This window comes from Aliivibrio kagoshimensis, from assembly GCF_050337105.1.
GTDB lineage: Bacteria > Pseudomonadota > Gammaproteobacteria > Enterobacterales > Vibrionaceae > Aliivibrio_A > Aliivibrio_A kagoshimensis.
Map to the genome: position 1 here is coordinate 157905 of NZ_JAKJSQ010000003.1, position 26577 is coordinate 184481.

22 protein-coding genes are annotated in these 26577 nt (G+C 43.8%); 16 read left to right on the top strand and 6 right to left on the bottom strand.

The genetic code is table 11. From position 1 onward, the window contains the following. The first annotated feature begins 15 nt into the window (after positions 1 to 15). The 10 genes from mukF (at position 16) to L4C32_RS01715 (ending at position 15476) form a co-directional block, all read left to right on the top strand. Positions 16 to 1353 carry a chromosome partition protein MukF gene (gene mukF, locus L4C32_RS01670; RefSeq protein WP_428195117.1) on the top strand — a complete coding sequence of 446 codons (1338 nt, stop codon included), beginning with the start codon at positions 16 to 18 and terminating at the stop codon, positions 1351 to 1353. Further along, positions 1334 to 2122 carry a chromosome partition protein MukE gene (gene mukE, locus L4C32_RS01675; RefSeq protein WP_428195118.1) on the top strand — a complete coding sequence of 263 codons (789 nt, stop codon included), beginning with the start codon at positions 1334 to 1336 and terminating at the stop codon, positions 2120 to 2122. Before mukF ends, mukE begins: the two co-directional genes overlap by 20 nt. Next, a complete protein-coding gene (mukB, locus tag L4C32_RS01680) occupies positions 2119 to 6588 on the top strand; it encodes a chromosome partition protein MukB (RefSeq protein WP_428195119.1) in 4470 nt (1489 codons plus the stop codon). Before mukE ends, mukB begins: the two co-directional genes overlap by 4 nt. 209 nt (positions 6589 to 6797) lie before the next feature. Continuing rightward, complete coding sequence (gene torE, locus L4C32_RS01685) at positions 6798 to 6962, top strand: trimethylamine N-oxide reductase system protein TorE (RefSeq protein ID WP_428195120.1); 165 nt, start codon at positions 6798 to 6800, stop codon at positions 6960 to 6962. Between the two features lie 51 nt (positions 6963 to 7013). Beyond that, positions 7014 to 8189 (top strand): pentaheme c-type cytochrome TorC, encoded by a 1176-nt coding sequence (gene torC, locus L4C32_RS01690; protein WP_428195121.1) that lies wholly within the window; start codon positions 7014 to 7016, stop codon positions 8187 to 8189. A 23-nt stretch (positions 8190 to 8212) separates the two neighbouring features. Then, positions 8213 to 10675 carry a trimethylamine-N-oxide reductase TorA gene (gene torA, locus L4C32_RS01695; RefSeq protein ID WP_428195122.1) on the top strand — a complete coding sequence of 821 codons (2463 nt, stop codon included), beginning with the start codon at positions 8213 to 8215 and terminating at the stop codon, positions 10673 to 10675. A 142-nt stretch (positions 10676 to 10817) separates the two neighbouring features. Beyond that, positions 10818 to 12437 carry a CHASE domain-containing protein gene (locus L4C32_RS01700; RefSeq protein WP_428195123.1) on the top strand — a complete coding sequence of 540 codons (1620 nt, stop codon included), beginning with the start codon at positions 10818 to 10820 and terminating at the stop codon, positions 12435 to 12437. 217 nt (positions 12438 to 12654) lie between these two features. After that, positions 12655 to 13698: a 4-hydroxyphenylpyruvate dioxygenase gene (hppD, locus tag L4C32_RS01705; RefSeq protein ID WP_428195124.1), complete on the top strand. Its 1044-nt coding sequence runs from the start codon at positions 12655 to 12657 to the stop codon at positions 13696 to 13698. A gap of 95 nt (positions 13699 to 13793) precedes the next feature. Continuing rightward, on the top strand, positions 13794 to 15098 hold the full coding sequence (locus L4C32_RS01710; protein ID WP_428195125.1) for a DEAD/DEAH box helicase: 1305 nt from the start codon (positions 13794 to 13796) through the stop codon (positions 15096 to 15098). Positions 15099 to 15131: 33 nt separating this feature from the next. Beyond that, positions 15132 to 15476: a Fis family transcriptional regulator gene (locus L4C32_RS01715; RefSeq protein ID WP_428195126.1), complete on the top strand. Its 345-nt coding sequence runs from the start codon at positions 15132 to 15134 to the stop codon at positions 15474 to 15476. 17 nt (positions 15477 to 15493) lie between these two features. Here the strand turns inward: L4C32_RS01715 and L4C32_RS01720 are convergent, their stop codons facing one another. The 3 genes from L4C32_RS01720 to L4C32_RS01730 all read right to left on the bottom strand — a co-directional run bounded on the left by L4C32_RS01720 (position 15494) and on the right by L4C32_RS01730 (position 18442). After that, positions 15494 to 17266: an ATP-binding protein gene (locus L4C32_RS01720; protein WP_428195127.1), complete on the bottom strand. Its 1773-nt coding sequence runs from the start codon at positions 17264 to 17266 to the stop codon at positions 15494 to 15496. Between the two features lie 11 nt (positions 17267 to 17277). Beyond that, positions 17278 to 17811 (bottom strand): heme NO-binding domain-containing protein, encoded by a 534-nt coding sequence (locus L4C32_RS01725; RefSeq protein WP_428195128.1) that lies wholly within the window; start codon positions 17809 to 17811, stop codon positions 17278 to 17280. Positions 17812 to 17917: 106 nt separating this feature from the next. Then, on the bottom strand, positions 17918 to 18442 hold the full coding sequence (locus L4C32_RS01730; RefSeq protein ID WP_428195129.1) for a VOC family protein: 525 nt from the start codon (positions 18440 to 18442) through the stop codon (positions 17918 to 17920). 83 nt (positions 18443 to 18525) lie between these two features. Here L4C32_RS01730 and L4C32_RS01735 point away from each other — a divergent pair, with 83 nt between their 5' ends. The 6 genes from L4C32_RS01735 to L4C32_RS01760 all read left to right on the top strand — a co-directional run bounded on the left by L4C32_RS01735 (position 18526) and on the right by L4C32_RS01760 (position 24082). After that, positions 18526 to 18999 (top strand): MarR family winged helix-turn-helix transcriptional regulator, encoded by a 474-nt coding sequence (locus tag L4C32_RS01735; RefSeq protein WP_428195130.1) that lies wholly within the window; start codon positions 18526 to 18528, stop codon positions 18997 to 18999. Positions 19000 to 19099: 100 nt separating this feature from the next. Next, complete coding sequence (locus tag L4C32_RS01740) at positions 19100 to 19561, top strand: hypothetical protein (RefSeq protein ID WP_428195131.1); 462 nt, start codon at positions 19100 to 19102, stop codon at positions 19559 to 19561. A 15-nt stretch (positions 19562 to 19576) separates the two neighbouring features. Then, positions 19577 to 20002: a GNAT family N-acetyltransferase gene (locus tag L4C32_RS01745; protein WP_428195132.1), complete on the top strand. Its 426-nt coding sequence runs from the start codon at positions 19577 to 19579 to the stop codon at positions 20000 to 20002. A gap of 173 nt (positions 20003 to 20175) precedes the next feature. Then, the gene (locus L4C32_RS01750) at positions 20176 to 21174 is read left to right on the top strand and encodes a BMP family ABC transporter substrate-binding protein (protein WP_428195133.1); all 999 of its coding nucleotides are present in this window, start codon (positions 20176 to 20178) and stop codon (positions 21172 to 21174) included. A gap of 3 nt (positions 21175 to 21177) precedes the next feature. Next, the gene (locus L4C32_RS01755) at positions 21178 to 22377 is read left to right on the top strand and encodes a GGDEF domain-containing protein (RefSeq protein WP_428195134.1); all 1200 of its coding nucleotides are present in this window, start codon (positions 21178 to 21180) and stop codon (positions 22375 to 22377) included. Between the two features lie 64 nt (positions 22378 to 22441). After that, entirely contained in the window at positions 22442 to 24082 is a 1641-nt protein-coding gene (locus L4C32_RS01760) for a protein adenylyltransferase SelO (RefSeq protein WP_428195135.1), read from the top strand. A 23-nt stretch (positions 24083 to 24105) separates the two neighbouring features. On the opposite strand, the gene L4C32_RS01765 is transcribed toward L4C32_RS01760, so the two are convergent. Genes L4C32_RS01765 through L4C32_RS01775 form a run of 3 tightly spaced genes read right to left on the bottom strand, consistent with a single transcriptional unit; the run spans position 24106 to position 26485 of the window. Next, a complete protein-coding gene (locus L4C32_RS01765) occupies positions 24106 to 25074 on the bottom strand; it encodes a 5-oxoprolinase subunit C family protein (RefSeq protein WP_428195136.1) in 969 nt (322 codons plus the stop codon). After that, a complete protein-coding gene (gene pxpB, locus L4C32_RS01770) occupies positions 25056 to 25757 on the bottom strand; it encodes a 5-oxoprolinase subunit PxpB (protein ID WP_428195137.1) in 702 nt (233 codons plus the stop codon). The genes L4C32_RS01765 and pxpB overlap by 19 nt, the downstream gene beginning before the upstream one ends. Then, positions 25757 to 26485, bottom strand: a complete 729-nt coding sequence (locus L4C32_RS01775; RefSeq protein ID WP_428195138.1) for a 5-oxoprolinase subunit PxpA — start codon at positions 26483 to 26485, stop codon at positions 25757 to 25759. The genes pxpB and L4C32_RS01775 overlap by 1 nt, the downstream gene beginning before the upstream one ends. Positions 26486 to 26577 lie beyond the last annotated feature (92 nt).

A 26577-nucleotide genomic window follows, 5' to 3' on the forward strand; every position in this document is an offset into this window, starting at 1 on the left:
TGTAAAGGAAACAGAATGAGTCAGTTTTCGACGGCTATGCCTGATCACTCCATTGACGAAATGGTTGGTTGGGTTAAGCAACAAGATCTCTCATTGAATTTGCCCCCAGAGAGATTGGCATTTCTATTAGCAATCGCAGTATTAAGTAATGAAAGGTATGACGAAGAACTCGGCGAAGGCGAGCTGCATGACGCGTTTAAGATCGTGAGTGAGATGTTTGAACAATCTAATGACACCTTAGTGTTTAGAGCAAACAACGCCATTAATGAGTTAGTTCGTCAGCGTTTGGTTAGCCGTTTTAGTGGTGAGTCTACAGAAGGTGCAAGTATCTATCGACTCACGCCACTGGCGATTGGTATTACCGATTATTACGTTAGACACCGTCAGTTCTCAACATTAAAACTGTCGATTCAGTTAACTATGGCGGCTGACGAGATTCAAAAAGCGGTGAACTCTGCCACTACTGGTGGGTCGGAGCAGTTTTGGCGCACTAACGTCTATGCGGTGCTGAAATACAGCGTCGGTGAGATTTTCGACCGTATCGATCTGAACCAACGTGTCATGGACGAACAGCAGCAAGAGGTCAAAAATGACATCGCCGAGCTGCTTAATCAAAACTGGCGCGAAGCGATCTCTAGCTGTGAACATCTGCTTAATGAAACGTCTGGTACGTTAAGAGAGCTGCAAGACTCTCTACAAGCGGCGGGTGATCAACTACAAACTCAACTCTTGGATATCCAAGAACTCGTTTATGGTGTGAATGAGCTGGAATTTATTGAAACCTTACTCTATTCACTCCAGATGAAGCTGGATCGAATTGTCAGTTGGGGACAACAAGCAATCGATCTCTGGATAGGTTATGACCGTCATGTTCATAAGTTTATTCGTACTGCTATCGACATGGATAAAAATAGAGCGTTTAGCCAAAGATTAAGACAATCGATCGGTGATTACCTTGAGGCACCATGGTATTTAACCTACGCAGATGCGGAAAGACTCAGAGACCTGCGTGATGATGCGTTGATCCTACGAGATGAAGAGGTGACGGGAATCCTTCCCGACGAGGTTGAGTATGAAGAGCTAACGGTGGTGAATGAACAGCTCGCCTTGCAGATTGAGCAGAGGTTAGAGCAGCACAAGTTAACCGGTGCTCCTATTGAGTTAAGTGGGGTGTTAAAGGATTACTTAAACCAGCACCCACAAAGCCAACATTTTGATTTGGCTAGAATTATTATTGATCATGCTGTGCGCCTAGGCTATTCCGAGTCTGATTTGAAAGCGATACAGCCAATCTGGCAATCTATTAATAAATTTGGTGCGAAGGTACAAGCAAATGTCATTGACAAATATTGAAGATTTCATGCCTGAAAAACTGGCACAAGCAATTGCAAACCCGCTTTTCCCAGAGCTAGACAGCTTATTACGTGCGGGTCGACATATCTCAACAGATGACTTAGATAATCATGGATTTTTAGTTGAGTTTGACAGTGAATTAGCGCTTTTCTATCAACGCTACCACGCTGAACTCGTCAAAGCACCAGAAGGGTTTTTCTATCTACGTCCACGTTCAACCTCATTGATCAGTCGAAGTGTATTGGCTGAGTTAGATATGTTAGTGGGTAAAGTGCTCTGCTTTTTATACTTAAGCCCAGAGCGATTGGCCCATGAAGGTATTTTCACCAATCAAGAGTTATTTGATGAACTAATAACACTCTCTGATGAAAAGAAATTAATGAGATTGGTCACCAACCGTGCCACCGGATCAGATCTTGATCGTGAGAAGTTGTACGACAAAGTGAAAACGTCGTTACGCCGCTTACGCCGATTAGGAATGGTACTGCCGGTTGGTGAAAATGGAAAATTTAGAATCAGTGAAGCGGTGTTTCGCTTTGGGGCCGATGTGAGAATTGGAGACGATGTTCGTGATGCGCAATTACGCCTTATCCGAGACGGAGAAGCCGTGGTTGTTCATCAGCAACCGCACAGCCAATCAACACTCGATTTACACCATGAGCTCGAAACAGAGAATGCCGAGCAAGAAGACCAGTTAGATCTGCTTGAACAGACAGACTATTTAGCAGAAGACACAACAGAAAAAAACGCAGTGGAAGGTGAAGCATGAGCATGATTGAACGTGGTAAATATCAATCATTAACGATGGTCAATTGGAATGGCTTTTTTGCCCGCACATTTGATATCGATAACCTTGTTACCACCCTATCTGGTGGTAACGGTGCGGGTAAATCGACCACCATGGCGGCGTTTATTACAACCCTTATCCCAGATCAGAGCTTACTTCACTTTCGAAATACTACTGAAGCTGGTAGCTCGCAAGCGTCACGAGATAAAGGACTGCATGGCAAGCTAAAACCGGGAGCTTGTTACGCCACATTAGATATTGTGAACTCAAGAAAACAGCGCATTCTGTTTGCTGTTAAATTGCAGCAAGTGGCGGGACGAGATAAAAAAGTTGATATCAAGCCATTTGTGATTCATGGATTACCCAGTCATGTGAAACCCACGGAAGTACTGATTGAAACGGTATCAAACAATCAAGCAAGAGTCCGTCAGCTTAATGAAGTGAAAGAGGTGGTTGCTCACTATGAAGGCGTGCAATTTAAAGCGTTTAATTCAGTCGCGGACTACCATGCGCAGATGTTCGAATTTGGTGTATTGCCGAAAAAACTTCGAAATACGTCGGATCGTTCTAAGTTCTATCGCCTAATTGAGGCCTCGTTGTATGGTGGGATCTCTAGTGCGATAACGCGTTCACTGCGTGATTACCTGTTGCCACAGAATGGTGGGGTGAAAAAGGCCTTTCAAGATATGGAAGCGGCGCTTCGCGAAAACCGCATGACGCTTGAAGCGATTAAAGTGACCCAATCAGATCGCGATCTGTTTAAACATCTGATTACTGAATCAACCCATTATGTGGCCGCAGACTACATGCGTCATGCTAACGAGCGCCGCAATAAGTTAGACCGAACCCTTGGCCATCGTGTTGAGTTAATGGCGTCTCGTGACAGCCTGCTTTCTCACAGCTCTCAACTCGATGTTGGGCAGACAGAGCTTGAGCAATTGATGGAACAAGAGGAAGGACTGGAGCAAGATCACCAAGCCGCGTCTGACCATTTACAACTGGTTCAAACGGCAGTGCGTCAACAAGAGAAAGTTGAGCGTTACCAAGAGGATCTTGAAGAATTAACTGAGAGACTTGAAGAGCAGGTGATGATTGTTGAAGAGGCGACAGAGCAACTTCTTGCCGCCGAAGAACAGTCGCAAATGAGTGAAGAGGAGGTCGACAGCCTCAAAACGCAATTGGCCGATTATCAGCAAGCGCTTGATGTACAGCAGACTCGAGCATTGCAATATCAACAAGCGGTTAATGCACTGCACAACGCTCAGCAACTGTGTGAGGGTCACAAGTTAAATCAGGACAACGTAGGATCGCTTCAAGCGGAGTTTAAGCAGCAAGAGGGGATCCAAACCAATGCCTTATTAGCACTTAAGCATAAAGTTGACATGTCTTCAGCTGCAGTAAGTCAATTTGAGCGCGGTTTAGAGATTATTATTTCGATCACAGGCTCGATAGAGCGTGGAGAAGCGAAAGAGGCTGCGGTGGCGATTATTGACAAAGCCAGAGAGCTTAAAGGGGTAACGGAGCACGCTGAGCAGCTTAAATCACAGTACCGTGATCTTGAACGCTCCGTTCGAAACGCTCGACAAGCGACAGAAATTTCAGCGGAGTATAACAAACGCTTTCATATTGAAATCAACAGTGAATGGCAGCTTTCGGAAGAGCAAGCAGGTCATGAAGAGAAAGTTGCTACTCTGCAACAGACGCAAGAGACAATCATTGAGCAACGTAGCGATATGAAGCGTGAAGAACAACAACTTCAGCAACAGATCCAGACGTTACAACAACATGCTCCAGCATGGATCGCCGCCAATGACAGTCTACAACAGTTAACCGAACAGTGTGGCAGTGACCTTCCTGACAGTGAGTCAGTCATGACGCAGCTGCAATTCACCTCAGAAAAAGAGCGAACACTATCAAGTGAAAAAGATCGTTTATCCATTGCAAAGAGTGAGTTAGAGAGAGAGATTGAACGTTTGGCCGCACCGGGAGGCAGCGCTGATGCCGGCCTGAAAGGGGTTGCAGACTCTTTAGGCGGTGTTCTGTTATCTGAGATTTATGATGATATAAGCATTGATGATGCTGCCTATTTTAGTTCAATGTACGGCCCAGCTCGTCATGCGGTCATTGTATCTGATCTTAAAGGAATTAAAGAAAAACTGGGGGACTTGGATGACTGCCCTGATGATCTTTATGTCATCGAAGGGGATGTTGATGCTTTTGATGATAGCGTGTTTGATGTGGTCGAACTGGAAGATGCTGTTTGTGTGCATCTCAATGATCGTCAGCTTCGCTATTCTCGTTTCCCTGAGATACCTATTTTTGGTCGTGCCGCGCGTGAACAGCGTTTAGAACTGCTACGCGAAGAGCATGATGACGTGGCAGAGCGGTTTGTAAAAGCGGCGTTTGATTCACAAAAAATGCAGCGTCTCTATCAGAGTTTCAACCGTTTTGTCTCAACCCATTTGGCGTTAGCTTTTACTCCAGATCCCGAGCAACAATTGAAATCGGTGTATGAAAAACAGAGTAAACTCGTACGCCAAATGAGTGAACTTGTCAGTAAAGAGCAACAACACCGCAGTCAGTTAGTGGCCAGTCGTGACGCGTTGGTTCTGCTCAGTAAACTTGCTCCTGTGGTTGGTCTGCTTGAAGATGAGTCTGTAGAGTTACGTTTTAAAGCGCTAGAGAGCCAGCTCGATACCTTAAGTGACGCTGAGCAGTTCACCAAACAGCACGCAGTGTCAGTGAGGGAACTTGAGCACCTATTACATGCTCTGGATACCGATCCTGAGCAGTTTGACGCGTTGCAAGTAAACTATAGAAATACGGAAACGGCGTTAAAAACACGTAAAGCTCAGCTGTTTGCACTTGCTGATGTGGTTGAACGTCGCCAGCACTTTACCTATGCCGATTCCATCGAGCTTGTTGGAAAGAGCAGCGAACTGAATGAACAGCTTAAACGTAAATTGGTAACGGCCGAGCTCACTCGTACTCAGAATCGCGCGCAGTTAAAACAGGTTCGCAGTCAAAACAGCCAATACAGCCAGTTAATGGCGTCGTTAAAAAGTGCGCATCAAGCCAAGTTAGAAACCATTCAAGAGTTTAGTCGCGAACTTCAAGAGCTCGGAGTACACGCTGATCATCAAGCCCAAGATCGTGCTCAGCAGCGGCGTGATGAATTAAATCAGCGCCTACACAGCTCTAGAGCACGTCGTAGTGAGATAGAAAAGAGCAATACGGCACATGAGTTAGAGATCAAATCGACACTGAAACAGCTTCGTAAAGTAGAAAAAGAGTATAAAGAACATCGCAAATTTGTGGTGAACGCCAAAGCGAGTTGGTGCTCAGTGTTGAAATTAGCACGAGCTAATGATGTTGAGCGCCGCCTACATCGCCGCGAACTGGCTTATTTATCTGCAGGTGAGCTGCGGTCTATGTCGGATAAATCATTAGGGGCGCTACGAATTGCGGTGTCAGATAATGATGATCTGCGCGATGCACTGCGTCAATCTGAAGATAATGCGAGACCTGAACGCAAAGTATTATTCTATATCGCCGTCTATCAACACCTTCGGGAACGCATCAGACAAGACATCATTCACACTGATGATCCGGTTGAAGCGATTGAAGAGATGGAAGTAGAACTAGCAAGGTTGACAGAAGAGCTGACTCAACGTGAGAACCGCCTCTCTATCAGTTCAGAGAGTGCAGCTTTGATTATCCGCAAAACCATCCAGCGCGAGCAGAACCGTATCCGCATGCTAAACCAAGGGCTTTCAAGTATCGGCTTTGGTCAAGTTACCGGGGTACGTTTGAATGTAGACATCCGTGAAACACATTTAACGTTATTAGCGGGACTGTCCGAAAACCGTGAACAGCATCAAGATCTGTTTAACAATGCACGTTTCACTTTCTCTGAAGCGATGGCTAAGTTATTCCAACGTCTGAATCCGCACATAGAGGTAGGGCAACGCTCTCCACAAGTGTTGGGTGAAGAGTTACTCGATTACCGTAACTATTTGGATTTAGGTATCGAAGTTAACCGTGGCACAGATGGTTGGTTAAAGGCCGAGTCTGGAGCACTCTCAACGGGGGAAGCGATAGGCACGGGTCAATCGATTCTTCTAATGGTGATTCAGAGTTGGGAAGAAGAATCTCGCCGGTTGCGAAGTAAAGAACTGCTTCCATGTCGTCTACTCTTCTTGGATGAGGCCGCACGTTTAGATGGTAAGTCCATCACTACGCTGTTTGATCTCTGTGATCGCTTAGACATGCAGCTCATGATTGCAGCACCTGAGAACATCAGCCCAGAACAGGGAACCACTTATAAGCTAGTTCGTAAGATCTTTAAAGACAGAGAGCATGTCCATGTAGTTGGATTGAAAGGATTTACAGCTAAAATCAATCACGAGAATGTTGATTTAGATCATACCTCTAAAATTATAAACTAATGGTATAATTGCTATAAAGGACTAATTAAACCGCTCATTTATGAGCGGTTTCTGTTTTTATCATAAGAATTATCTAATTTTTCTTAAAAATACAGACAAGAGTTGGACAGGGTGTCTATATTTACGGAATAAAGTTAATTTTAAACGCCACTGTTTAGAGTTAGTAAATCTATAAACGCTTCATAAAAGCGTAAGTAAAAGGTTAGATAATGAGCAATGTAACTTCTGAAACACGCGCCAATGAATGGCGTGCCTTCTTTTTCATTACCGTGATCCTCTTCCCCATTCTTAGTGTTGGTGTCGTTGGCGCTTATGGTTTTTCCGTCTGGTTTATGCAGGAGCTGTTCTTCGGGCTTCCTGGGCATGGCGGTTAATCCCTACTTGATCTCTATTACATTGATAATCATTTTAGAAGTGAGAACATAATGAAATCCTTTTTAGTCAAAGCTTGGCAGACGTTTGCTCGTCCAAGTGTCCATATCAGTTTAGGTGTGTTAACTCTTGGCGGCTTCGTTGCAGGTGTCATCTTTTGGGGTGGTTTTAACACCGCGCTTGAAGCCACTAACACCGAAGAGTTTTGTGTAGGCTGCCATGCCGATAATATCGCGCCAGAATACGCAGGTACCATTCACGATAAAAACCGCTCTGGTGTTCGTGCAACGTGCCCTGATTGTCACGTTCCACACGAGTGGACATCAAAAATTGCGCGTAAAATGCAAGCGAGCAAAGAGGTGTTTGCTCACCTAGTTGGAAGCATTGATACCCAAGAGAAATTCGAAGAACGCCGTATTATCCTAGCTCAACATGAGTGGGAACGTTTTAGTGCCAACAAATCTTTGGAGTGCCGCAACTGTCATGATTACGATGGTATGGATTTCGATAAAATGAAACCAACCGCCCGTATTCAGATGAAGCAAGCTAAAGAGCGAGATCAAAGCTGTTTAGATTGCCACAAAGGTATCGCTCACCACCTTCCTAAAGATATGGACAGCTCTGGAGGCATGATTGGCGAACTCGAGCAATTGGCCAGTAATACTAAATACAGTGATGGTGAAAGTTACGTCAGTGTTCGTCATCTTCCACTATATGAAGATAAAGCAATGACCGTAGAAGCAGGTTTACTGAACCCAGCCTCAAGTGTCACTGTGATATCTGAAACGAAAGATGCCATTGAAGTTGAAGTAGCAGGTTGGCGTAAACTGAAAGGTTTCGGCCGTGTTATTCAAGAAGATTTCGGTCTGAACATTGCCGTCGGCTCTCTGCTTAAAGAGACAGCGCAAAACGATGCGATTATTGAGAAGTTTGAAACCAAAGAGGATGATTTAACGGGTCTACCTTGGCAACGTATTCAAGCAAAACTTTGGATGAAGAAAGAGGCACTGCTTAGCGATGTGCAGCCTATCTGGGACCAAGCGGAGCAGTCTTACAAAACCAACTGTTCAGTGTGTCACACACAACCAGCAGAAGCGCATTTTGACGCCAACACTTGGCCGGGTATGTTCAACGGTATGATGGCATTCGTTAACTTTGATACCGACAGTAAAGCGTTAGTGTTGAAGTACCTTCAAAAGCACTCGTCAGATTTCTCTGACCAACACTAAGCATTGATGGAGTTAAACAGAATATGTCTATAAGCAGAAGAAGTTTTTTAAAAGGTGTTGCTACCACCAGTGCTGTGTCGGTTATCGGTCCAAGTCTATTAATGGCTTCAAAAGCCAACGCAGCAGAAACAACGGGTACCTGGAAAGTATCGGGTTCACATTGGGGGGCATTTCGTGCCCATATCTATGCGGGTAAAGTACAAGAGATTAAGCCGCTAGAGTTGGATAAGCACCCAACAGAGATGATCAATGGTATTAAAGGCATTATCTATAGCCCAAGCCGTGTTCGTTACCCTATGGTTCGTTTAGATTGGTTAAAGAAGCATAAATACAGCGGAGAAACTCGCGGTAACAATCGTTTTATTCGTGTGACTTGGGATGAAGCGTTAGATCTTTTCTACCGTGAACTTGAGCGAGTTCAAAAAGATTATGGCCCTTGGGCGTTGCATGCTGGTCAAACTGGCTGGCGTCAAACGGGTCAGTTCCACAGCTGCACCAGTCACATGCAACGTGCTGTTGGTATGCATGGTAACTTCATTACTAAAGTAGGCGACTACTCAACGGGTGCAGGTCAAACGATCTTACCGTATGTGTTAGGGTCAACGGAAGTCTATGCACAGGGAACCTCTTGGTCTGAGATTCTAGATAACAGTAAAAACGTCATTCTCTGGGCTACCGATCCAGTGAAAAACCTACAGGTAGGTTGGAACTGTGAAACGCATGAGTCTTACCCATACCTTGAGCAGCTGAAAGAGAAAGTAGCTCAAGGTGAGATTAATGTTATCTCTGTGGATCCGGTTAAGAACAAAACTCAGCGTTATTTAGAGAATGAGCACTTCTACATCAACCCGCAAACTGATGTACCCTTCATGCTGGCGTTGGCTCATACGCTATACACTGAAGATCTTTACGATAAAAAATTCATTGATACCTACTGTTTAGGTTTTGATGACTTCATGCCATATGTACTGGGAACCACCAAAGATAAAGTAGAGAAAACTCCAGAGTGGGCCGCTGAAATTTGTGGGGTAACGCCTGAGCAGATCCGTCAGTTTGCCCGCATGATGGCTGCAGAACGTACACAAATTCTATTTGGCTGGTGTATTCAACGCCAAGAGCACGGTGAACAGCCATACTGGATGGGAGCGGTACTTGCTGCCATGGTTGGACAAATTGGTCTTCCAGGCGGTGGTGTCTCTTATGGCCACCACTATAGCGGTATTGGTGTCCCATCGACTGGCTTTGCTGCACCGGGTGGTTTCCCTCGAAACGTTGACCAAGGACAGAAGCCAAAATGGGATAATAATGACTTCAACGGCTACAGCAGAACGATTCCTGTCGCACGCTGGGTTGATTGTCTGTTAGAGCCGGGTAAAGAGATTAAGTACAACGGTTCTAAAGTGAAACTTCCGGACTACAAAATGATGGTGATCAGTGGAAATAACCCATGGCACCACCACCAAGATCGCAACCGTATGAAGCTGGCGTTCCAAAAGCTGCAAACGGTCGTGACGGTTGATTTTGCTTGGACGGCAACCTGTCGTTTCTCTGATATCGTGCTACCAGCTTGTACGCAGTGGGAACGTAACGATATTGATATCTACGGTTCCTATTCTGGTCGTGGTCTATTGGCCATGCAGAAATTGGTGGATCCGCTATACCAGTCGAAATCTGACTTTGATATCTTTACTGAGTTATCACGCCGTTTTGGTAAGCAGGAGCAATATACTCGTGGTATGGACGAGATGGAGTGGGTTAAATCACTGTATGACGACTGTCGTGCTGCGAACAAAGGCAAGTTTGAGATGCCTGAATTTGCGGAATTCTGGAAATTGGGTGTTCTCGACTTTGGTCAAGGTAAACCTTGGGTTCGTCACGCTGATTTCCGCGAAGATCCTGAGATCAATGCACTGGGTACACCATCTGGCTTTATCGAGATCTTCAGTCGTAAGATTGACCGTTTCGGTTATGAGCAGTGCCAAGGTCACCCAATGTGGTTTGAGAAAAGTGAGCGTTCGCATGGTGGACCGGGATCGAAGAAGCACCCATTCTGGTTACAGTCTTGCCACCCAGACAAGCGCCTTCACTCGCAGATGTGTGAATCGGAAGAGATACGTGCCACGTACGCTGTGAAAGGTCGTGAGCCTGTCTATATCAACCCGATTGATGCTAAAGCAAAAGGGATCAAGAGTGGTGATCTGGTTCGTGTCTTTAATGACCGCGGACAACTGTTAGCGGGCGCAGTGGTGACTGACAGCTATTCTCAAGGGGTTATTCGTATCGAAGAGGGGGCATGGTATGGGCCGATGAGTGAAAAAGTAGGCGCAATGGATACCTATGGCGATCCAAATACCTTAACTCAAGATATCCCAAGTTCAGAACTCGCGCAGGCAACAAGTGCAAATACCTGTTTGGTCAGTTTTGAGAAATTCACTGGGAAAGTTCCGCCAGTAACGTCATTTGGTGGTCCAATCGAAGTAGAATAGCTACAGGACAATAAAATAAACCATTAAGCCAGTAGAAATACTGGCTTTTTTTATACCTAACCTTTTGATTACTGGTACAGTAGGTATCTAGTACCAAATTAACTGCTATAGTAATAATAGTGTCATTGCGAGTAAGGTTTTCATGGCTTCAGATAAAAAAATCAGTTTTTTTCTCATTTTTGTTGTAGTTGTTGGCATGACGTTAACGACGGTGAGTAGCTTTCTTTTTTATAGTGCCGAGTCGAAAGCTATCACCCTTGAATTTCGTAAAGATGTCGATCAAAGAGCCGCCTCATTATATCGAGAAGTGCTGTTCAATTTTGAAGCTCTGCGTTCACTCGCGATCCTATTTAAGGGGCGTGACAGCGCTAAGTACACTCGTTTTAAGACAGAAGCGCAAAGCATCTTAACCAGACACCCCTCTATTCATGCTGTCGAATGGGTTCCTAGGATTCATGCATCAGACAAAGAACGCTATATCGATGAAATTCAAATCTACCTTCCGGACTACCAACTGACAGAGCGTTCAGAAAACGGAGAAATGGTCGCAACCAAAGATGCCGAAGAGTACTACCCCGTTTATTATATCGAGCCGCATGCTGGTAACGAAAAAGCGGTAGGTTTTAATCTAGCATCAAATCCGACCCGCTTTAAATCATTAGAGGAGTCGGCAAGCAGAGCAAAACCGGTCGCATCCGAGAAGGTCACTCTGGTGCAAGACCGTGATTCTAAGGTCGCCTTTTTAGCATTTTATCCTGTATACAGAGGAAGTTATGACACAGGAAAGCATCGCCAGCAGAACCTGAGAGGGTTTGTGATAGGGGTATATCGAATTAATGATATTTTTCAACGCTCAGCTTTATCAGGCAGTGCGTTAGGTATCGATATGGATCTGGTGGATGAAACGGTTTCTGAGCCGCAAAATTTAATCAGCTATCAATCCCGCACCGGAATAGCAAAACACAAAAGTATTCGTTATCGCAAAGAGTTACCAGAGTTGTGGGGACGAAAATGGAGCATCATTGCTAAACCAACCATTAAATACGTCAGTGACCGTCGCACTATCTTGCCAGAAACCATCTTTATTGTAGGGGTTGTGTTCACAGGACTTGTTGCTCTCTACATCTATATCATGGTTAATCGAGCAGCTCTGATTCAAAAAGTGGTGATAAAAAAGACCTGTGAATTGAACGAAGCGAATAAACAACTGAGGATATTAACCCGAGTCGATGGCTTAACGGGGATCTCTAACCGCAGGTACATGGATGAAGTGTTAAGCAAAGAGTGGAAAAGAGCGATTAGAAATAAGAGTCATATTGCCTTTATTTTGTTAGACGTTGATTTCTTTAAGCCTTATAACGACCACTATGGCCACCCGCAAGGTGATGAGTGTTTAAAAGCCATTGCACATCGTTTGAACCAACTAATACATCGCCCGAGTGACCTTTTGGCGCGTTATGGTGGTGAAGAGTTTGCGTTGATTTTAGCGGAAACTGAAAATGCCATGCCTGTGGCTAAAATGTGTCGCCGAGCCATTGAGGACCTGCAGATCCCACATAAATTTTCAGAAGTGTCGGATGTTGTCACCATCAGTATTGGGCTGTGTGTTTGTGCGCCTAAAAAAGGATCCGATCCGAGTATGATCATTACCGCAGCGGATAAAGTGCTCTATAAGGCCAAATATTCAGGAAGAAACCGAATTGAAGTGATTGAGTTAAAAGATGGTGACATCGATGTTGAGCCGACTGACTTTGTCATTTAACGGGGATGTAAACCATTTCGTACACTTAACGTCACCAGAGCACGCTGCACGCAATACAAATTAAGAATGTCATCACTTACCTGTAAAATCGTACCGTTAATGTTACGAAAATGTTGCTAAGTTGTTCGTGTCTACTTTGGCCGATAATTACTATTTCACCGTTAATTCATCAATACTAGTAACAACTGATACTACTATTGAATGAAAGGAAAACTAGATGAATAGTGATAATCCATTAGGGCTATGCGGAATTGAGTTTACCGAGTACGCCACCCCAGACACTGCATTTATGCATCGTGTGTTTACCGATTTTGGTTTTTCAAAAACGAAAAAACTGAAAGATAAAGCGATCAGTTACTATCATCAAAATGACATTCACTTCTTGTTGAACAATCAAAAGGGGGGCTTTGCTGATAAATTTGCAAAACAGCATGGTCCAGCTATCTGTTCTATGGGATGGCGTGTTGATGATGCCCAATATGCGTTTGATACTGCTGTAACACGTGGCGCGAAACCCGCCAGCGATGCGACTCATAAAGACCTCCCTTATCCAGCAATTTATGGCATTGGTGATAGTTTGATCTATTTCATTGATAATTGGGGCGAGAAAGGTTCCATCTATGAAGAGGATTTTGAAGAGATAGCGGATCCAAATTATGTCGAAGAGAAAGGTTTTTTAGCGATAGACCACCTGACCAATAATGTCTTAAAAGGCACCATGCAATATTGGGCTGATTTCTACAAAGAGGTATTTGGTTTTACCGAAGTTCGTTACTTTGATATCAAAGGACAGAAGACGGCTTTAATCTCTTATGCACTGCAATCACCTTGCAAAACCTTCAGTATTCCAATCAATGAAGGAAAAGATGATAACAATAATCAGATTGATGAGTACCTTGATGAATATAAAGGACCGGGAGTGCAACACTTAGCCTTTTTAAGTCGTGATCTAGTCTCATCGGTTGAGAAACTGGACAAATCTTCGATACAGACGCTTAATATACTTCCTGAATATTATGAAACGGTTTTTGATCGCGTACCTTGGGTCAAAGAGGACAAAGAGAAGATTAAAAAATATCAAATCTTAGTCGATAGCCAAGCGGATCAAACCTACTTACTGCAAATTTTCACTAAAAATCTGTTTGGACCTATCTTCATTGAGCTGATCCAACGAGAGAATGACAGCGGGTTTGGAGAAGGGAACTTCCAAGCACTGTTTGATTCGATTGAGCTTGATCAGATGGAACGTGGAGTACTGTAATCCCAACAATAATTGTGCCTCTTAATTAGGGGTATTTTTTATCTTAATACGCTAACATAGCGGGCTATTATCTTAGCTTTGAGCCCTTTATCGTCATGACCTCTGCCACAATGTCTGCCAGTTTCACCGAACTTGGCCTTATTTCTCCTCTACTTGCTCGATTAACTGAGTTGGAATATCAACAGCCTACGCCAATCCAAGCGAAGGTTATTCCAAGCATATTAGCGGGACGTGACGTCATTGCAGGGGCCAATACAGGTTCAGGTAAAACAGCCAGCTTTGCACTGCCTCTCTTACAGCAACTTTTTCAACAACTTGACCATTCAGCACGTAACAAAAGCAGTAAAGGTAACTATGTGACTGATCTGATTTTGGTGCCTACACGTGAGCTCGCCAAACAAGTTGCTGACAGTATTAAATCGTATGCGGTGCATTTCAATGGTGAGATCAAAACGGTCTCCGTGTTTGGTGGTGTCTCAGCCAATACCCAAATGCTCGCCCTACGAGGAGGCACTGATATTTTGGTGGCAACGCCAGGTCGTCTGCTCGATTTGATCTCCAGTAATGCCGTTAAGCTCGATCGAGTAAAAACCTTAGTGCTTGATGAAGCGGATCGAATGTTAAGTTTAGGCTTTACCGAGGAGTTGTCTGAACTATTAGCACTATTGCCAACGAAAAAGCAGACGTTACTCTTTTCAGCGACGTTTCCTGAGCAAGTACAAGCTCTTACTGAACAGCTGCTTACCGATCCGATTGAGATACAATTGCAAAGTGCGGATAGCAGTACTTTAGTACAACGTGTTTTTACCGTGAATAAAGGTGAAAAAACGGCGTTGTTGGCACATTTGATTACCGAGCATCAATGGCGACAAGCCCTTATTTTTGTTAATGCAAAAAACAACTGTGAGCACCTAGCGGACAAGCTTGCTAAACGTGGTATTGCAGCGGATGTGTTTCATGGTGACAAAGGACAAGGGGCACGTAGCCGTGTGTTAGAAGCCTTTAAAGCGGGTGAGATAGAGGTATTGATTGCAACAGACATCGCTGCACGTGGTCTTGATATCGAAAAGCTGCCAGTGGTGATCAACTTTAACTTACCGAGAAGCCCTTCAGATTACATGCACCGCATTGGTCGAAGTGGTCGTGCTGGTGAAGTGGGTTTGGCGCTGTCGCTGATTGATTATGAAGATTACCATCACTTTATAGTCATTGAAAAAAAGAACAAGATACGCCTTGAACGTGAACAAGTAGCAGGGTTTGAAGTGGATGAAGAGATCACTGACGCGCTGCTAGAAGCGATTAAGCCGATGGCAAAAGCTGAAGGAACAGGCAAAAAGAAACGCAAAAAGAGTAAACCAATGAACGACGATCTGTGGCTGAGACATTCTGACTCTGAATAATGCAAGGACATACCATAAGGATAAGGTGTCGTTATGCGAAAAAGTGACAAAAAAAAAGACAATCAGTTGAGAGTCGCACTGACTGAAGTATGTGATAGTGCGGAAAAAGAGTATCAAGGGTTTCAGTGGCTGACGCATAGGGTGAATTACGATGATTTTCCTAAATCACTGAGAATAGTCTGTGTGTTTGCGAGCAACAAGGAATTGGAAAGTTTTAAGAGCAGTAATTATTTCGATGATCTGAACGCACGGATTCAACAAAAACTGCTTGGTCTCGCTATTAACCTTAAGAGAGTGAATGATCATATTCTTTATGATACCGAAGAAGCGTGCTGTAAAGGGCATAACGGAAAATGGGCGAACAGGCTTAGCCACTAAATGGTAAATAGGAATATCTAGGTCAATTTTTGTTGATCTAGTGTCACTCCCCATCGACTGAGTACATTCTGTATATCGGCTCTTTTATAGGGTTTATTCACAATCTCATCCATGCCACACTCTATGCATCGCTCCCTTTCAAGTGGCGTTGTGCTCGCCGTCAAAGCGATGATTGGCTTGATATAACCTTGTGTGCGAAGTTGAGTCGTCGCTTCAAAACCATCCATAATGGGCATGCGACAGTCCATCAAAATAATATCGACCGACTTTTCCTCGAGAAATTGCAGAGCCTCTTCACCATTGTTGACAATAAATGCTTCTACATTGAGGTTTTCAAGAATCGCGGTAATCAGCATTCTATTGGTCTGACTATCTTCCGCGATTAAGACTGACAACGTTGAAATAGGAAAAGGTGGAATTTGCTGAGAATGACTCTCTTCAGGCTCTTCGGAGAGAGGCAATGGCAGGAATACTTCAAAGCAACTGCCTTCACCGAGTGTCGAGGTTAAGATGATATTTCCTTGCATCATATCAATGAGCTGTTTACAAATGGCCAAGCCAAGGCCGGTGCCTTCGTAGTTTCTTTTACTGGTGTTATCCACTTGTGTAAACGGTGAAAATAGGCTTTTTATTTTATCATCCGGAATGCCTAACCCCGTATCGGTGACTGAAAACATGAGCGTGCTATCCTGCCAGCGAATACAAACGGTAATGGATCCCTGAGTGGTAAACTTAATGGCATTGCCAATTAAGTTTACCAGTATCTGCTTAATTCTATCAGGGTCACCATTGAGCTGGTTAGGCAGTGGCGTTACATAATCAAATTGGAGCGTAATACCCAGTTCACTGGCTTTAAATGCAAATAAGCTATAAACGGTTTGGCAAAGTTCGGTCGGCGAAAAAGCGAGGGAACTAATGCGCAGCATACCGGCGCTCATTTTACTGTAATCTAAAAGGTCATTAATAATGACACGTAATAGTTCTCCAGATTGCAACATGGTTTTTATTAGCGTTTTTTGAAATGGCGTGAGCGATGTGTCCGTCATCAAATCAGCAGCACCTAATAATCCATTGAGTGGCGTTCTTAGTTCATGATTGATCATCGCAACAAAGTTTCGGGTCGCTTGTTCTGAGTGTTCAGCACGTTTCATTTCAGCGATGGTTCGAGTCAGTAAGGCTTGTCTTTCATAGGAAGCAGTCAGCATCTCAGCAAATAGAATCAGCTGTTTCTCAATAATACCCTGCCAAGAGAGGGGAGAATTGAGTTGAAAAGAGAGGTTACCTAACATTTTCTCTTTAGACTGAATGGCAACACAAACTACATTACCGTTTTCACGCCAGGTTAGCCGATCACTTTGAATGCTAACTTTACTGCTTATTTGAATTTGGGTCAGTAATTGATAATCACCGGCATTAAAGGTTCGGTATTTCGATTCAAGATCATCTGTGGTCAGACATAAACTAACGCCCTTCACCTGTTCAATCGCTTGAAGGTCATTAACCAACCGCTGCATGAGATGAGGAGAAAAGGGGTTTTGAAGTAGTAACTGGTTATAATCGAGAAGTAAGGACTCTATATAAGCCTTAAATTGTAATAAAGAGATGTCTTGTTCTGAGCGTTGCTGAACAGCAACCAGAGAGTCTTCGACCAACTGTTTGGCTAGATAAAGCTCTCGACTTTTCTCTTCTAAGAGCTGTTCCGCACTCTCTTTAGCCGCTTGTACTCGTTTGATTTTTCGCTGTAACAGCTCTATCTCTTTTTCTGGGCTTATTTGGCGAGGATTAGACATGTTGGCCCCTTCTATAAGCGTACCAAGTGAAACCTAACGTGTGAGTTATCATTATTTACAGGAGCCATTGTAATGTTAATCGCTTCATCGAAGTGGTCTGCACACCCTTTAATTAATCCTAAGCAGACATGAGATAAACACCTTGCTGAAAGGTAGTCCAAGATCAATTCACTTTCCGTTGAAGAGATGAAGTTAAAGCTGGGTGGGTTCGCGTTTGGGTAGAGTTTTTTTACTTCAATATGAATGTAATTTTCAACGCTTTTAATGAAATCAAAAGTAGAGGAGGATTGTCCCTCTAAGCTTGGCATACTGTTGTATAAACTGATGAATACAGTTTGTCCATATACTTGTTGAAGCTCCTCAATAGAGATCTTCGTCAATTGACTCAGTGTTATAATGAGTTTGACGAGATCTCTATGATCATAACTGCCGACACTGGTATAGATACCTTCATCGTCATTAAGATCTAACATCTCTTGGCACACGTCTAATCCAAATTTCTCCTCTACAAGTGCAATAAACTCAGAAAATAGGATACCTTTCATAATGCAAAACTCCGTGGTGGCAATAGTAAAAAAATAGACCAATAAACCACAGGTTACAATCTGTTAGCGAAAAACTAGAAGGTTAATACCGATAGATGTGTTTCCGTTATTGATGAAGCCAAGCAGCGTGTTTAGGGGCTTTCTTGGTTTTTGACCACTCTTCAACCATTAATGGAGCCACGCGTTTTAATTCGATCAGCTGGGCTGGTGTACCGGTTAAACAGGTTAGCTCTAATCGATGGCCATTTGGATCAAAGAAGTAGATGGACTCAATGATGCCGTGCTGTGTGATGCCGATGACCTCGAGACCTTTTTGCTCTAACTCCGCTTTTGCATCGATCAAAGCTTGGCGATCTTGCACTTGAAAGGCGATGTGTTGGACCCACTCAGGTGTATTATGATCTCTGTCCATTTTAGGCGAATTAGGCAGTTCAAAAAAAGCGAGAATATTGCCGTTACCTGCATCTAAAAATATGTGCATATATGGGTCAGGTTCTTGAGTTGACGGAACTTTATCTTCTGCAATAGCGACCAAAAACTCCATATTCAACATTTCTTTATAGAATTCTACGGTCTCTTTGGTATCGTTACATCGATACGCAACATGATGTATTTGCTCTAACTTAATCATAACAACTCCTTTGTCAATATAGTAACCAAGGTTACTATATGGGTGGGCTTTGTCAATTATATAACCGATGGACGATAAGATTCATGAGTAATAAAGAGCCAGAGAGACCACTGGATATTGAACACTTTTTTCCATATCAACTGACACAACTGCAAGGTATCGTTAGCGATTGTGTGGCTGAGATTTATACTGGTGAGTTTGATCTTACTCGCGATGAGTGGCGAGTTTTGGCGGTGTTAGGTAGCCATAATCAGTTAACAGCTAAGGCGCTAGCCCCTATGATTAATCTAGAAAAAATGGCCATTAGCCGGGCAATCAAGAGAATGTTGGCCAATCAACTGATCAGCAAGCAAGCAGACTCTGTGGATAAACGAGCATTCCAATTGAGTTTGACCGAGAAGGGAGTAGCACTGCGTCAACAGCTTATCCCAAAAGCTTTAGTGAGAGAACAGCAGCTGTTATCCGTTCTGAATGAAGATGAAAAATCGGCGCTGAATACCATACTAAAAAAGTTAACGATCCATTCCAGTGGGCTGTTAACGAACCATAATGAGTGAATTGCCATCAAATAATTTGATACAGATCACGCAATTTGAGTCTACTATTAATGGGGGTAGGGAGAGTTAAATTTAATTTGGCGATAAAAAGGAGAGTCCTTTGAAAAGTCTAATTTTATTATTATGTTTAGTTTGCACATCAATGGCTTTTGCCGATAGTGAAGTGGATGAGTGGTACAAATCAAAAAGTGAGTATTACGCTGTAAAAGAAGCCATATATGGCAAGTTATACGCAACGTTAAGACGTTCTCAGTATGGAAAGTTAATTGTATTTGTTCAGATCTACTCACCCGATGTATGTGAAAGAAACGGAAGTGGTGTCTATGCTCATGATCCCCTGTATGTGAATGAGACCTTAATTAAGTTTTCGCAAAGTTGTTATGAAGATTGGAACCATTTTTTCGCAACAACGGAAGAGGGAAGTGTACACATCGTAGAACAATTTAAAAACGAAGTATTTGTTGAGTTCCGAACGTATGATGGTACTGCCAAGTTTGTTTTTTCAGCAAAGGGCTTTTTAGAAATATACAACCAATCGGGTGTTGAAGAAGAAGCCATTTAGATTAGGGAGCGCTTAATGAAGGGCACTCGCGGAATTACTTATAAGATCAATGAACCCATATCAACAACACAATTCATTCATCTTTTAGAGCAATCTAACCTTGGAGTGAGACGTCCTCTTGACGATACCACTGTTATTGAGGGGATGCTTGCACATTCAAACTTGCTCATTACGGCGTGGCATGGGGATACCATTGTAGGCGTTGCCCGCTCTGTAACCGATTTTCATTATCGGTGTTATCTGTCGGATATTGCCGTTGCCGATAAAGCACAACATCGAGGTATCGGCAAGGAATTGATTCGACTTACTATCAAGCAGCTTGGTAGCAAGTGCCAATTGGTGCTTCTCTCTTCACCTACCGCCATTGATTATTACCCGAAGCTGGGTTTTATTAAACATGAAGACGCTTGGATACTGTCTAACGCTGAGCTACTTACCTAACAGAGTGATGACATTGAGCCCTTTTACTTAAAAAGCCTTATTACCGTTCACAGTGCTGTTGGCATCTCATTTATTCTCTTCAAAACCCGAGTCTGATTGACTGTCTAATACGCTAGTGTTACAAACTAGCGAGTTGCGTTTTGTTAATGGCAATGAGCATAGGGTGAACAAAGATGTTGTTACGTAAGCTATTTATCTTTATATTTTTCACCTTTTCTATCAGCACTTGCTGGGCAGAAACAAACCCCCACTTCAAACCTATCATCATCTATCAAGGGAGCGTGGTTCCCGGCAGTTATCAGCACCTCTTAGATCGTGGTGTGCAGAAATTTGAGCAAGTGTCAGCTCAAAATGTTGAGCGAGTTAGGATAGAACGTGACCTTAGTCGTTATGTCGAAGAGTTAGATAGAGCCGCGCAACAAGGTTACAATCCTATTATTGTTCAAGACTCAAACGTAATTTCTCGCTTCGATATTATTGCTGCCAAATACCCTGCAACAAAATTCATCTCAATGGATGTCAGTTATGATATTCCCAATGTGTTAGGTATCACTTTCGATCACGCCAAAGGGGCTTACATTATTGGATTTTTAGCAGGATTGAAGACAAAAACCGATCGTGTCGGCTTCCTCGGTGGAATGGATATTCCGGTTATTAATGAGTTTCAATGTGGTTATCGAGTGGGTGTAAAAGACGCCAATCCTAATGTAGAGTTAATCACACGCTACATCAATGCCGGTACCTTGTCGTGGGAAGATACAGAAACAGCAAACAAGCTTGCTGAGGAGATGTTTGACCAAGGTGTAGACATCGTTTTTCCTGCCGCCGGATTAGCCAGTATCACAGTCATAGAGGCGGCACAACGTCGTAACCTTCAAGCTTTTGGGGTCGATAACGATCTCTCTGAGCACTATCCAGACGCCGTACTTGCTTCACTGGTGAAGCGTTCTGATTCCGCCATTTTTGCCGCACTAATGCAGATAAAGAATCAAGTGTGGAATCACAATAATAAGGTGTTTGGCATGAAACAGAATGTGATTACTATTAAAGTTAACAGCTTAAATAGTGCCCTTTCTCAAGCGGAAATAAGCGTTATCAAACAATTAATCAACAAAATAAAAGGTGAAGATACTGTGTTATATCAAAAGCTTAATCTTCACTGTGCCGTCTAACCAATGAAAAAACTGTCAAACTATATCGTACTTCACTATCTGATCGTCACGGTGGTACCACTTTTACTGTTGGCAGCGATGCTGATCTCATCAGACGTTGAAGATGCCGAAGGTGAATATCAACAGCACTATAGTGAAACCATTGAATACCAACTTATCCAAGCCAAATATGCTTTATTGCGGTTTGATCTGCAGATGGCAGAACAACTTGTCAATACCATTTCTCAACTGGAATATGTCAGTTCCGTTCGCTTAGACTCACTCGAGTATGATCTCACAATGGCAGAACAAATAACGGATATTGATGCCACTGAACACAACGATAAACGGTATCGCATTAGTAACGATGATAGTGTTATTGGTTACTTGGTAGTGACAAAAAATGACTCTAAACGATTAAAAAATATATACTCGGAACTTTACCCTAAACTATTTTTAAGCCTATTGGTATTGTTGGCTATCTCGTTAGTATTTAGCCGTAAGGTGCTGTTGATTTTGGCTAATCCCTTCCAAGATATTCAGCGCTACGCACTCTCAATTTCTCGTGGTGATTTTGATATTGAGGCCCCTAAAAAAACCTATCATGAGTTTGTCAGCCTCTTTGACTCCTTAGATGTTATGAAGGTGCGGTTAAAAAAGACCATTCATGCACTGCAAGAGAACGAAGAGCGATTGCTACAAGCAACAACACACCTAGAAAAACAGTTAATTACCGATTCCTTGACCAACATTTACAATCGAGTCGGATTTAATCGGTTTATCGATGAGGTGGTTCAAGAGAAATATGAACACTTCTCTTTGATGATGATGGATCTGAATGGCTTTAAGCAGATAAACGATCAACATGGTCATTTTTCGGGTGATTACGTGTTGGTTGAAGTGAGCAAACGAATCTCTTCGCTGCTTACTCAAGCGGGAACCCTTTATCGACTTGGGGGGGATGAGTTCTCGATTGTGTTGAAAGGGGAGTGGCAACCTCAAGAGTTAAAGACATTAGCTAAATTGATTCAAATGCGAATTGCCGATGCCTACTTATATGAAAATAAAGAGCTTTATGTATCGGTCAGCATCGGCGGTATTCAGTATCGACGAAGTGATAATGACGATATTGAGAAGATTATTCATCAAGCAGATCTTGCCATGTACCAAGCAAAGGCATTACAAATTGGTTACATGGTTGCAAACCTCCCCTCTAATCGCTAATACTAAGTACTAAAGGGGCAAGGTTTGTCCCTGTCTAGTCTTGAGCTGATAGGAAATTAGAGAAGTGAATCTCACTAAAATAGAGTTTGATAATCGATACACCAATACCCTTCCTGCGGATAAAAATCGTGATAACTATCGACGCCAAGTGAACTACGCGGCTTTTTCCTTTGTTAATCCAACCCATGTGGCTAACCCTAGTTTAGTGGCGGTATCGCTTGATGTCGCTAACAAAGTCGGCTTTACCGAGCAAGATTGTCGTTCGGATGATTTTGTGCAGCTCTTTAGTGGCAATCAGCTGCTAGAGGGCATGGAGCCCTACGCACTCTGTTACGGTGGGCATCAATTTGGCAATTGGGCGGGTCAGCTGGGTGATGGTCGCGCGATTAATCTCGGAGAGACGATTAGTCCTAATCACGGGCATCAAATTCTCCAGTTAAAAGGGGCGGGCTCTACACCTTATTCAAGGCAAGCAGATGGGTTAGCCGTATTGCGCTCGTCAGTGCGAGAGTTTCTCTGTTCAGAAGCGATGTATCACCTAGGAGTTCCAACGACACGTGCGTTAAGTTTGTGTCTATCAGGGGAAGAGGTAGTTCGAGATATGTTCTATGATGGTAATCGCAAACCTGAACCCGGCGCCATTGTTTGTCGAGTCTCTTCATCGTTTACCCGCTTTGGCAGTTTTCAATTGCCGACCTCAAGAGGTGACAAAGGGCTAATGCAAGCGATGGTGGAACACTGCATTCGTGCCGACTTCCCCACTCTAATATCGGATGAAGAGAGAGCCATGACCACCCTAAGCGAAGCGGTCTACCTTCGTTGGTATCAAGAGGTGTGTGAGCGCACCTCCGACATGGTGATGCACTGGATGCGCGTCGGTTTTGTTCACGGAGTGATGAATACCGATAATATGTCGATCATTGGCGAAACGATTGATTATGGACCTTATGGCTGGATTGATAACTACGATCCCGATTGGACGCCCAATACCACTGATGCCCAAGGCAAGCGTTACCGATTTGAAACGCAACCTGATATCGCTATGTGGAACTTATTCCAACTAGCCAAAGCCATTATGCCGCTGTTTAAAAAACCGACTGGACTGCAACAGGTACTTGATGGGTACAGTGAAAGTTACTTGGCGAAATGGCGAACCATGATGGCCAGAAAGTTGGGATTAAAAGGGTGTAATGGAGATAAAGATGAAGCGCTGTTTACCGATCTTGAAAAGCTGCTAGCCCGGGTAGAGACAGATATGACTCTATTTTATCGTCAACTAGCGAAGGTAAAGTTACGCGCAGAGGAAGCTGATTTTGAGCAGTGGTATCCGATTTTTGAGATCTGCTTTTATCAGCCAGAATCAGTCGTGGGAAAAAGGGATAACAATAAAGTGGCCCTACAGTACCAGCAAGCATTTTCAGCATGGTTAACCCGTTATATAGAACGAGCATCGGGAGAATACGATACAGCAGCTGACAGGGCGACAGCGATGAACAAGGTGAATCCCAAATATGTGCTGCGTAACTACCTTGCTCAGCAAGCGATAGAAAAGGCGGAGAAGGGAGATTACAGTGAAATTGAACGGTTACAAACTCTGCTTACCCATCCTTATGATGAGCAGCCAGAGTTTGAATCCTACGCAGGGAAAAGACCAGAATGGGCTAGGCATAAAGCAGGGTGTTCTGCCCTCTCTTGCAGTTCGTAACCGTTGAAGTTCGAAGCATTCACTCACTCTGCTGAGCGGTGATACTCTAAACCAAAGAAACGAGAAAAATCTATCCACTTTTCGCTACTCTGTTCAAAATCAGTGGCGACAAAGCGGATAGTGGTTCCCGCTTTGGCTTGGGCGAGCTGAGAGATGTCGGTCTTACAGATACAGCCAATTTTTGGGTAGCCTCCGAGTGTTTGACGATCGTTCAAGAGAATGATTGGTTGGCCATCAGGGGGAATTTGAATTGAGCCTAGCGCTATCCCTTCAGAAATAATCCCTTTCAAATCGCACTCAATAGCCGGACCTGACAAACGGATGCCCATACGATCGGACTGATTAGTGATGGTGAATGTGTGGTTAAAAAATGCGGCGATCGCGGCGTCACTAAATTCCTCATACTGGTAAGATGGGATAACCCGAACTTCAATATGATCAAGGTAGCTAGGAATATATTTCTGAGTAACGGTTTGCGGCGTTTCAATGACGGGTTGCGATGATCGCGCACTGAAAAAATCCCCACTTTCAAGTTTGTTGCCGTGGCCGAAACTCTCACCGACTCTTGCTAACCCGCCAATGTTATTACGGATTACCGTTGAGCTGCTGTTTAAAAATAGCGAACTGAAAAAACCACTTTTTATGGCGATATAACCTCTTAGTCCTTGCGTCGCATAACCCAGTTTAAGCACTTGTCCCTTTTTAACAATAAAGCTGCTCCAGTTTTTGACGGCCACACCATCGATGGTCGCATTCATTTGGGCACCGGCAATAGCCATCAGTGAATCGGAGTGGGCTTTAAAGGCGCATGCGCCTAATAATATCTCTAATACCGGGGCATCCATGTCATTGCCTAATAACCGGTTTGCCCAGCAATAAGCATGCAAGTCAACCGCGCCACCCTGGCTAAGACCAAGCTGGCTAGCACCATAACGGCCCAAATCTTGGAATTGGGATAGAACACCGGGCTGAATTACTTCCAATTTTGACATATTTTCCCTCCCAGAGATAAAAATTCGGATTTTGAAATCGACTCAAACTTGACGGTATCACCAATAGCATAGGGCATCATTGGTTGCGTATTTGGGTTAAAAAGGGAAACCGGACAGTTGCCAATTATCTGCCAGCCGCCAGGTGAGGCATCGGGATAAACGGCAGTTTGTTGATCGGCAATACCCACACTTCCAGCTGGAATATTCAGCCGAGGTTTGGCTAGACGAGGCACGCGGATCCGCTCATCGACACTGGCCAAAAAAGCAAAGCCGGGGGCAAAGCCAATGGCGCAAACCGAATAGCTGCGCTGATTGTGAATCGCGATAACCTCGGCCACACTCACTCCTTTTTGCTCGGCAATGCTCTGTAGATCGGGCGCGACCTCTTGATCATAATAGACCGGCAGTGTGATGCAGTTTGAGCTACTTGTCATCAGTGAATCGAGTTGAGCGTTGAGGTCAGTCAACTCTTTTTTCAAGGTCGAAAAGCGGATCTTCAGTAGGTCAAACTCGATGAAGATTGACGTATAGGAAGGCGTTACTTCAAGCAGTTTATCACTGAATTTCAATGAAATTTGATGACAAAAATTGGCAATGTGCACAGAATTGTTGGGATCGATTTGATCCGCACAATAGATGATTAAGGCGCTCTCTGTGACCTGTGATATCTGCAACGCAAGCATTAGCTAAGCTCTTCTTTAATCTGTTTTAACGTCGCGATGGATTTTGGATTATCGCCATGAACACAGATGGTATCAGCACTTAATGATAGGGTGGTTCCCTCAATGGTTGTGACACTGCCAAACTGAGAGATTTGCTGCACCTGCTGAATAATTTGAGCGCTATCGTGATAGACCGAACCCGCCATTGAACGCGGCGCCAAACGGCCATCACTGGTGTAGGCGCGATCGGCAAATGCTTCAAAAATAAGCTTCACTTTGTACTGCTCAGCTAACCGAATGTACTGTTCACTGTCTGGTCCCGCTAAGATCATCAATGCAGGGATTGGCATGCAGTCTGATGCGGCTTTTAAAATAGCGGTGTAAACCGTAATACTGCTCATCATGTCGTTATAAAGCGCCCCGTGAGGTTTGATGTAATTCACCGACACTTGGTGAGCTTGGCAAATGGCTTGAAGCGCCCCCGTTTGATAGATAACCAGATTGGTAATTTGTGACGGAGAGTGTGGAATGCTCCTGCGGCCAAAACCCTCTTTGTCGTGATAACCCGGGTGAGCGCCGATAGTGACGCTTTGACTCTTAGCACTTAAGACAGTAGCGGCCATGATATCAGGGTCAGAGGCGTGAAAGCCGCACGCCACATTCGCCATGTCGATGAGGGGCATCGCTTCCCCATCCAGTCCCATTTTCCAACTGCCGTAACTCTCACCAAGATCACAATTGAGCTTCATTCACTGGTTCTCCAAATATTTCGCCAAGGTTTAAATCTACCTTAAAGATAGAACGAACACAAAGTGTGTGCAAATTGTTTTTAATTTATTGC

Bases quoted from the DNA above. Each gene is read 5' to 3' on its own strand.
- mukF (WP_428195117.1), top strand. From the start codon at position 16: ATGAGTCAGTTTTCGACGGCTATGCCTGATCACTCCATTGACGAAATG.
- mukE (WP_428195118.1), top strand. From the start codon at position 1,334: ATGTCATTGACAAATATTGAAGATTTCATGCCTGAAAAACTGGCACAA.
- mukB (WP_428195119.1), top strand. From the start codon at position 2,119: ATGAGCATGATTGAACGTGGTAAATATCAATCATTAACGATGGTCAAT.
- torE (WP_428195120.1), top strand. From the start codon at position 6,798: ATGAGCAATGTAACTTCTGAAACACGCGCCAATGAATGGCGTGCCTTC.
- torC (WP_428195121.1), top strand. From the start codon at position 7,014: ATGAAATCCTTTTTAGTCAAAGCTTGGCAGACGTTTGCTCGTCCAAGT.
- torA (WP_428195122.1), top strand. From the start codon at position 8,213: ATGTCTATAAGCAGAAGAAGTTTTTTAAAAGGTGTTGCTACCACCAGT.
- L4C32_RS01700 (WP_428195123.1), top strand. From the start codon at position 10,818: ATGGCTTCAGATAAAAAAATCAGTTTTTTTCTCATTTTTGTTGTAGTT.
- hppD (WP_428195124.1), top strand. From the start codon at position 12,655: ATGAATAGTGATAATCCATTAGGGCTATGCGGAATTGAGTTTACCGAG.
- L4C32_RS01710 (WP_428195125.1), top strand. From the start codon at position 13,794: ATGACCTCTGCCACAATGTCTGCCAGTTTCACCGAACTTGGCCTTATT.
- L4C32_RS01715 (WP_428195126.1), top strand. From the start codon at position 15,132: ATGCGAAAAAGTGACAAAAAAAAAGACAATCAGTTGAGAGTCGCACTG.
- L4C32_RS01720 (WP_428195127.1), bottom strand. From the start codon at position 17,266: ATGTCTAATCCTCGCCAAATAAGCCCAGAAAAAGAGATAGAGCTGTTA.
- L4C32_RS01725 (WP_428195128.1), bottom strand. From the start codon at position 17,811: ATGAAAGGTATCCTATTTTCTGAGTTTATTGCACTTGTAGAGGAGAAA.
- L4C32_RS01730 (WP_428195129.1), bottom strand. From the start codon at position 18,442: ATGATTAAGTTAGAGCAAATACATCATGTTGCGTATCGATGTAACGAT.
- L4C32_RS01735 (WP_428195130.1), top strand. From the start codon at position 18,526: ATGAGTAATAAAGAGCCAGAGAGACCACTGGATATTGAACACTTTTTT.
- L4C32_RS01745 (WP_428195132.1), top strand. From the start codon at position 19,577: ATGAAGGGCACTCGCGGAATTACTTATAAGATCAATGAACCCATATCA.
- L4C32_RS01750 (WP_428195133.1), top strand. From the start codon at position 20,176: ATGTTGTTACGTAAGCTATTTATCTTTATATTTTTCACCTTTTCTATC.
- L4C32_RS01755 (WP_428195134.1), top strand. From the start codon at position 21,178: ATGAAAAAACTGTCAAACTATATCGTACTTCACTATCTGATCGTCACG.
- L4C32_RS01765 (WP_428195136.1), bottom strand. From the start codon at position 25,074: ATGTCAAAATTGGAAGTAATTCAGCCCGGTGTTCTATCCCAATTCCAA.
- pxpB (WP_428195137.1), bottom strand. From the start codon at position 25,757: ATGCTTGCGTTGCAGATATCACAGGTCACAGAGAGCGCCTTAATCATC.
- L4C32_RS01775 (WP_428195138.1), bottom strand. From the start codon at position 26,485: ATGAAGCTCAATTGTGATCTTGGTGAGAGTTACGGCAGTTGGAAAATG.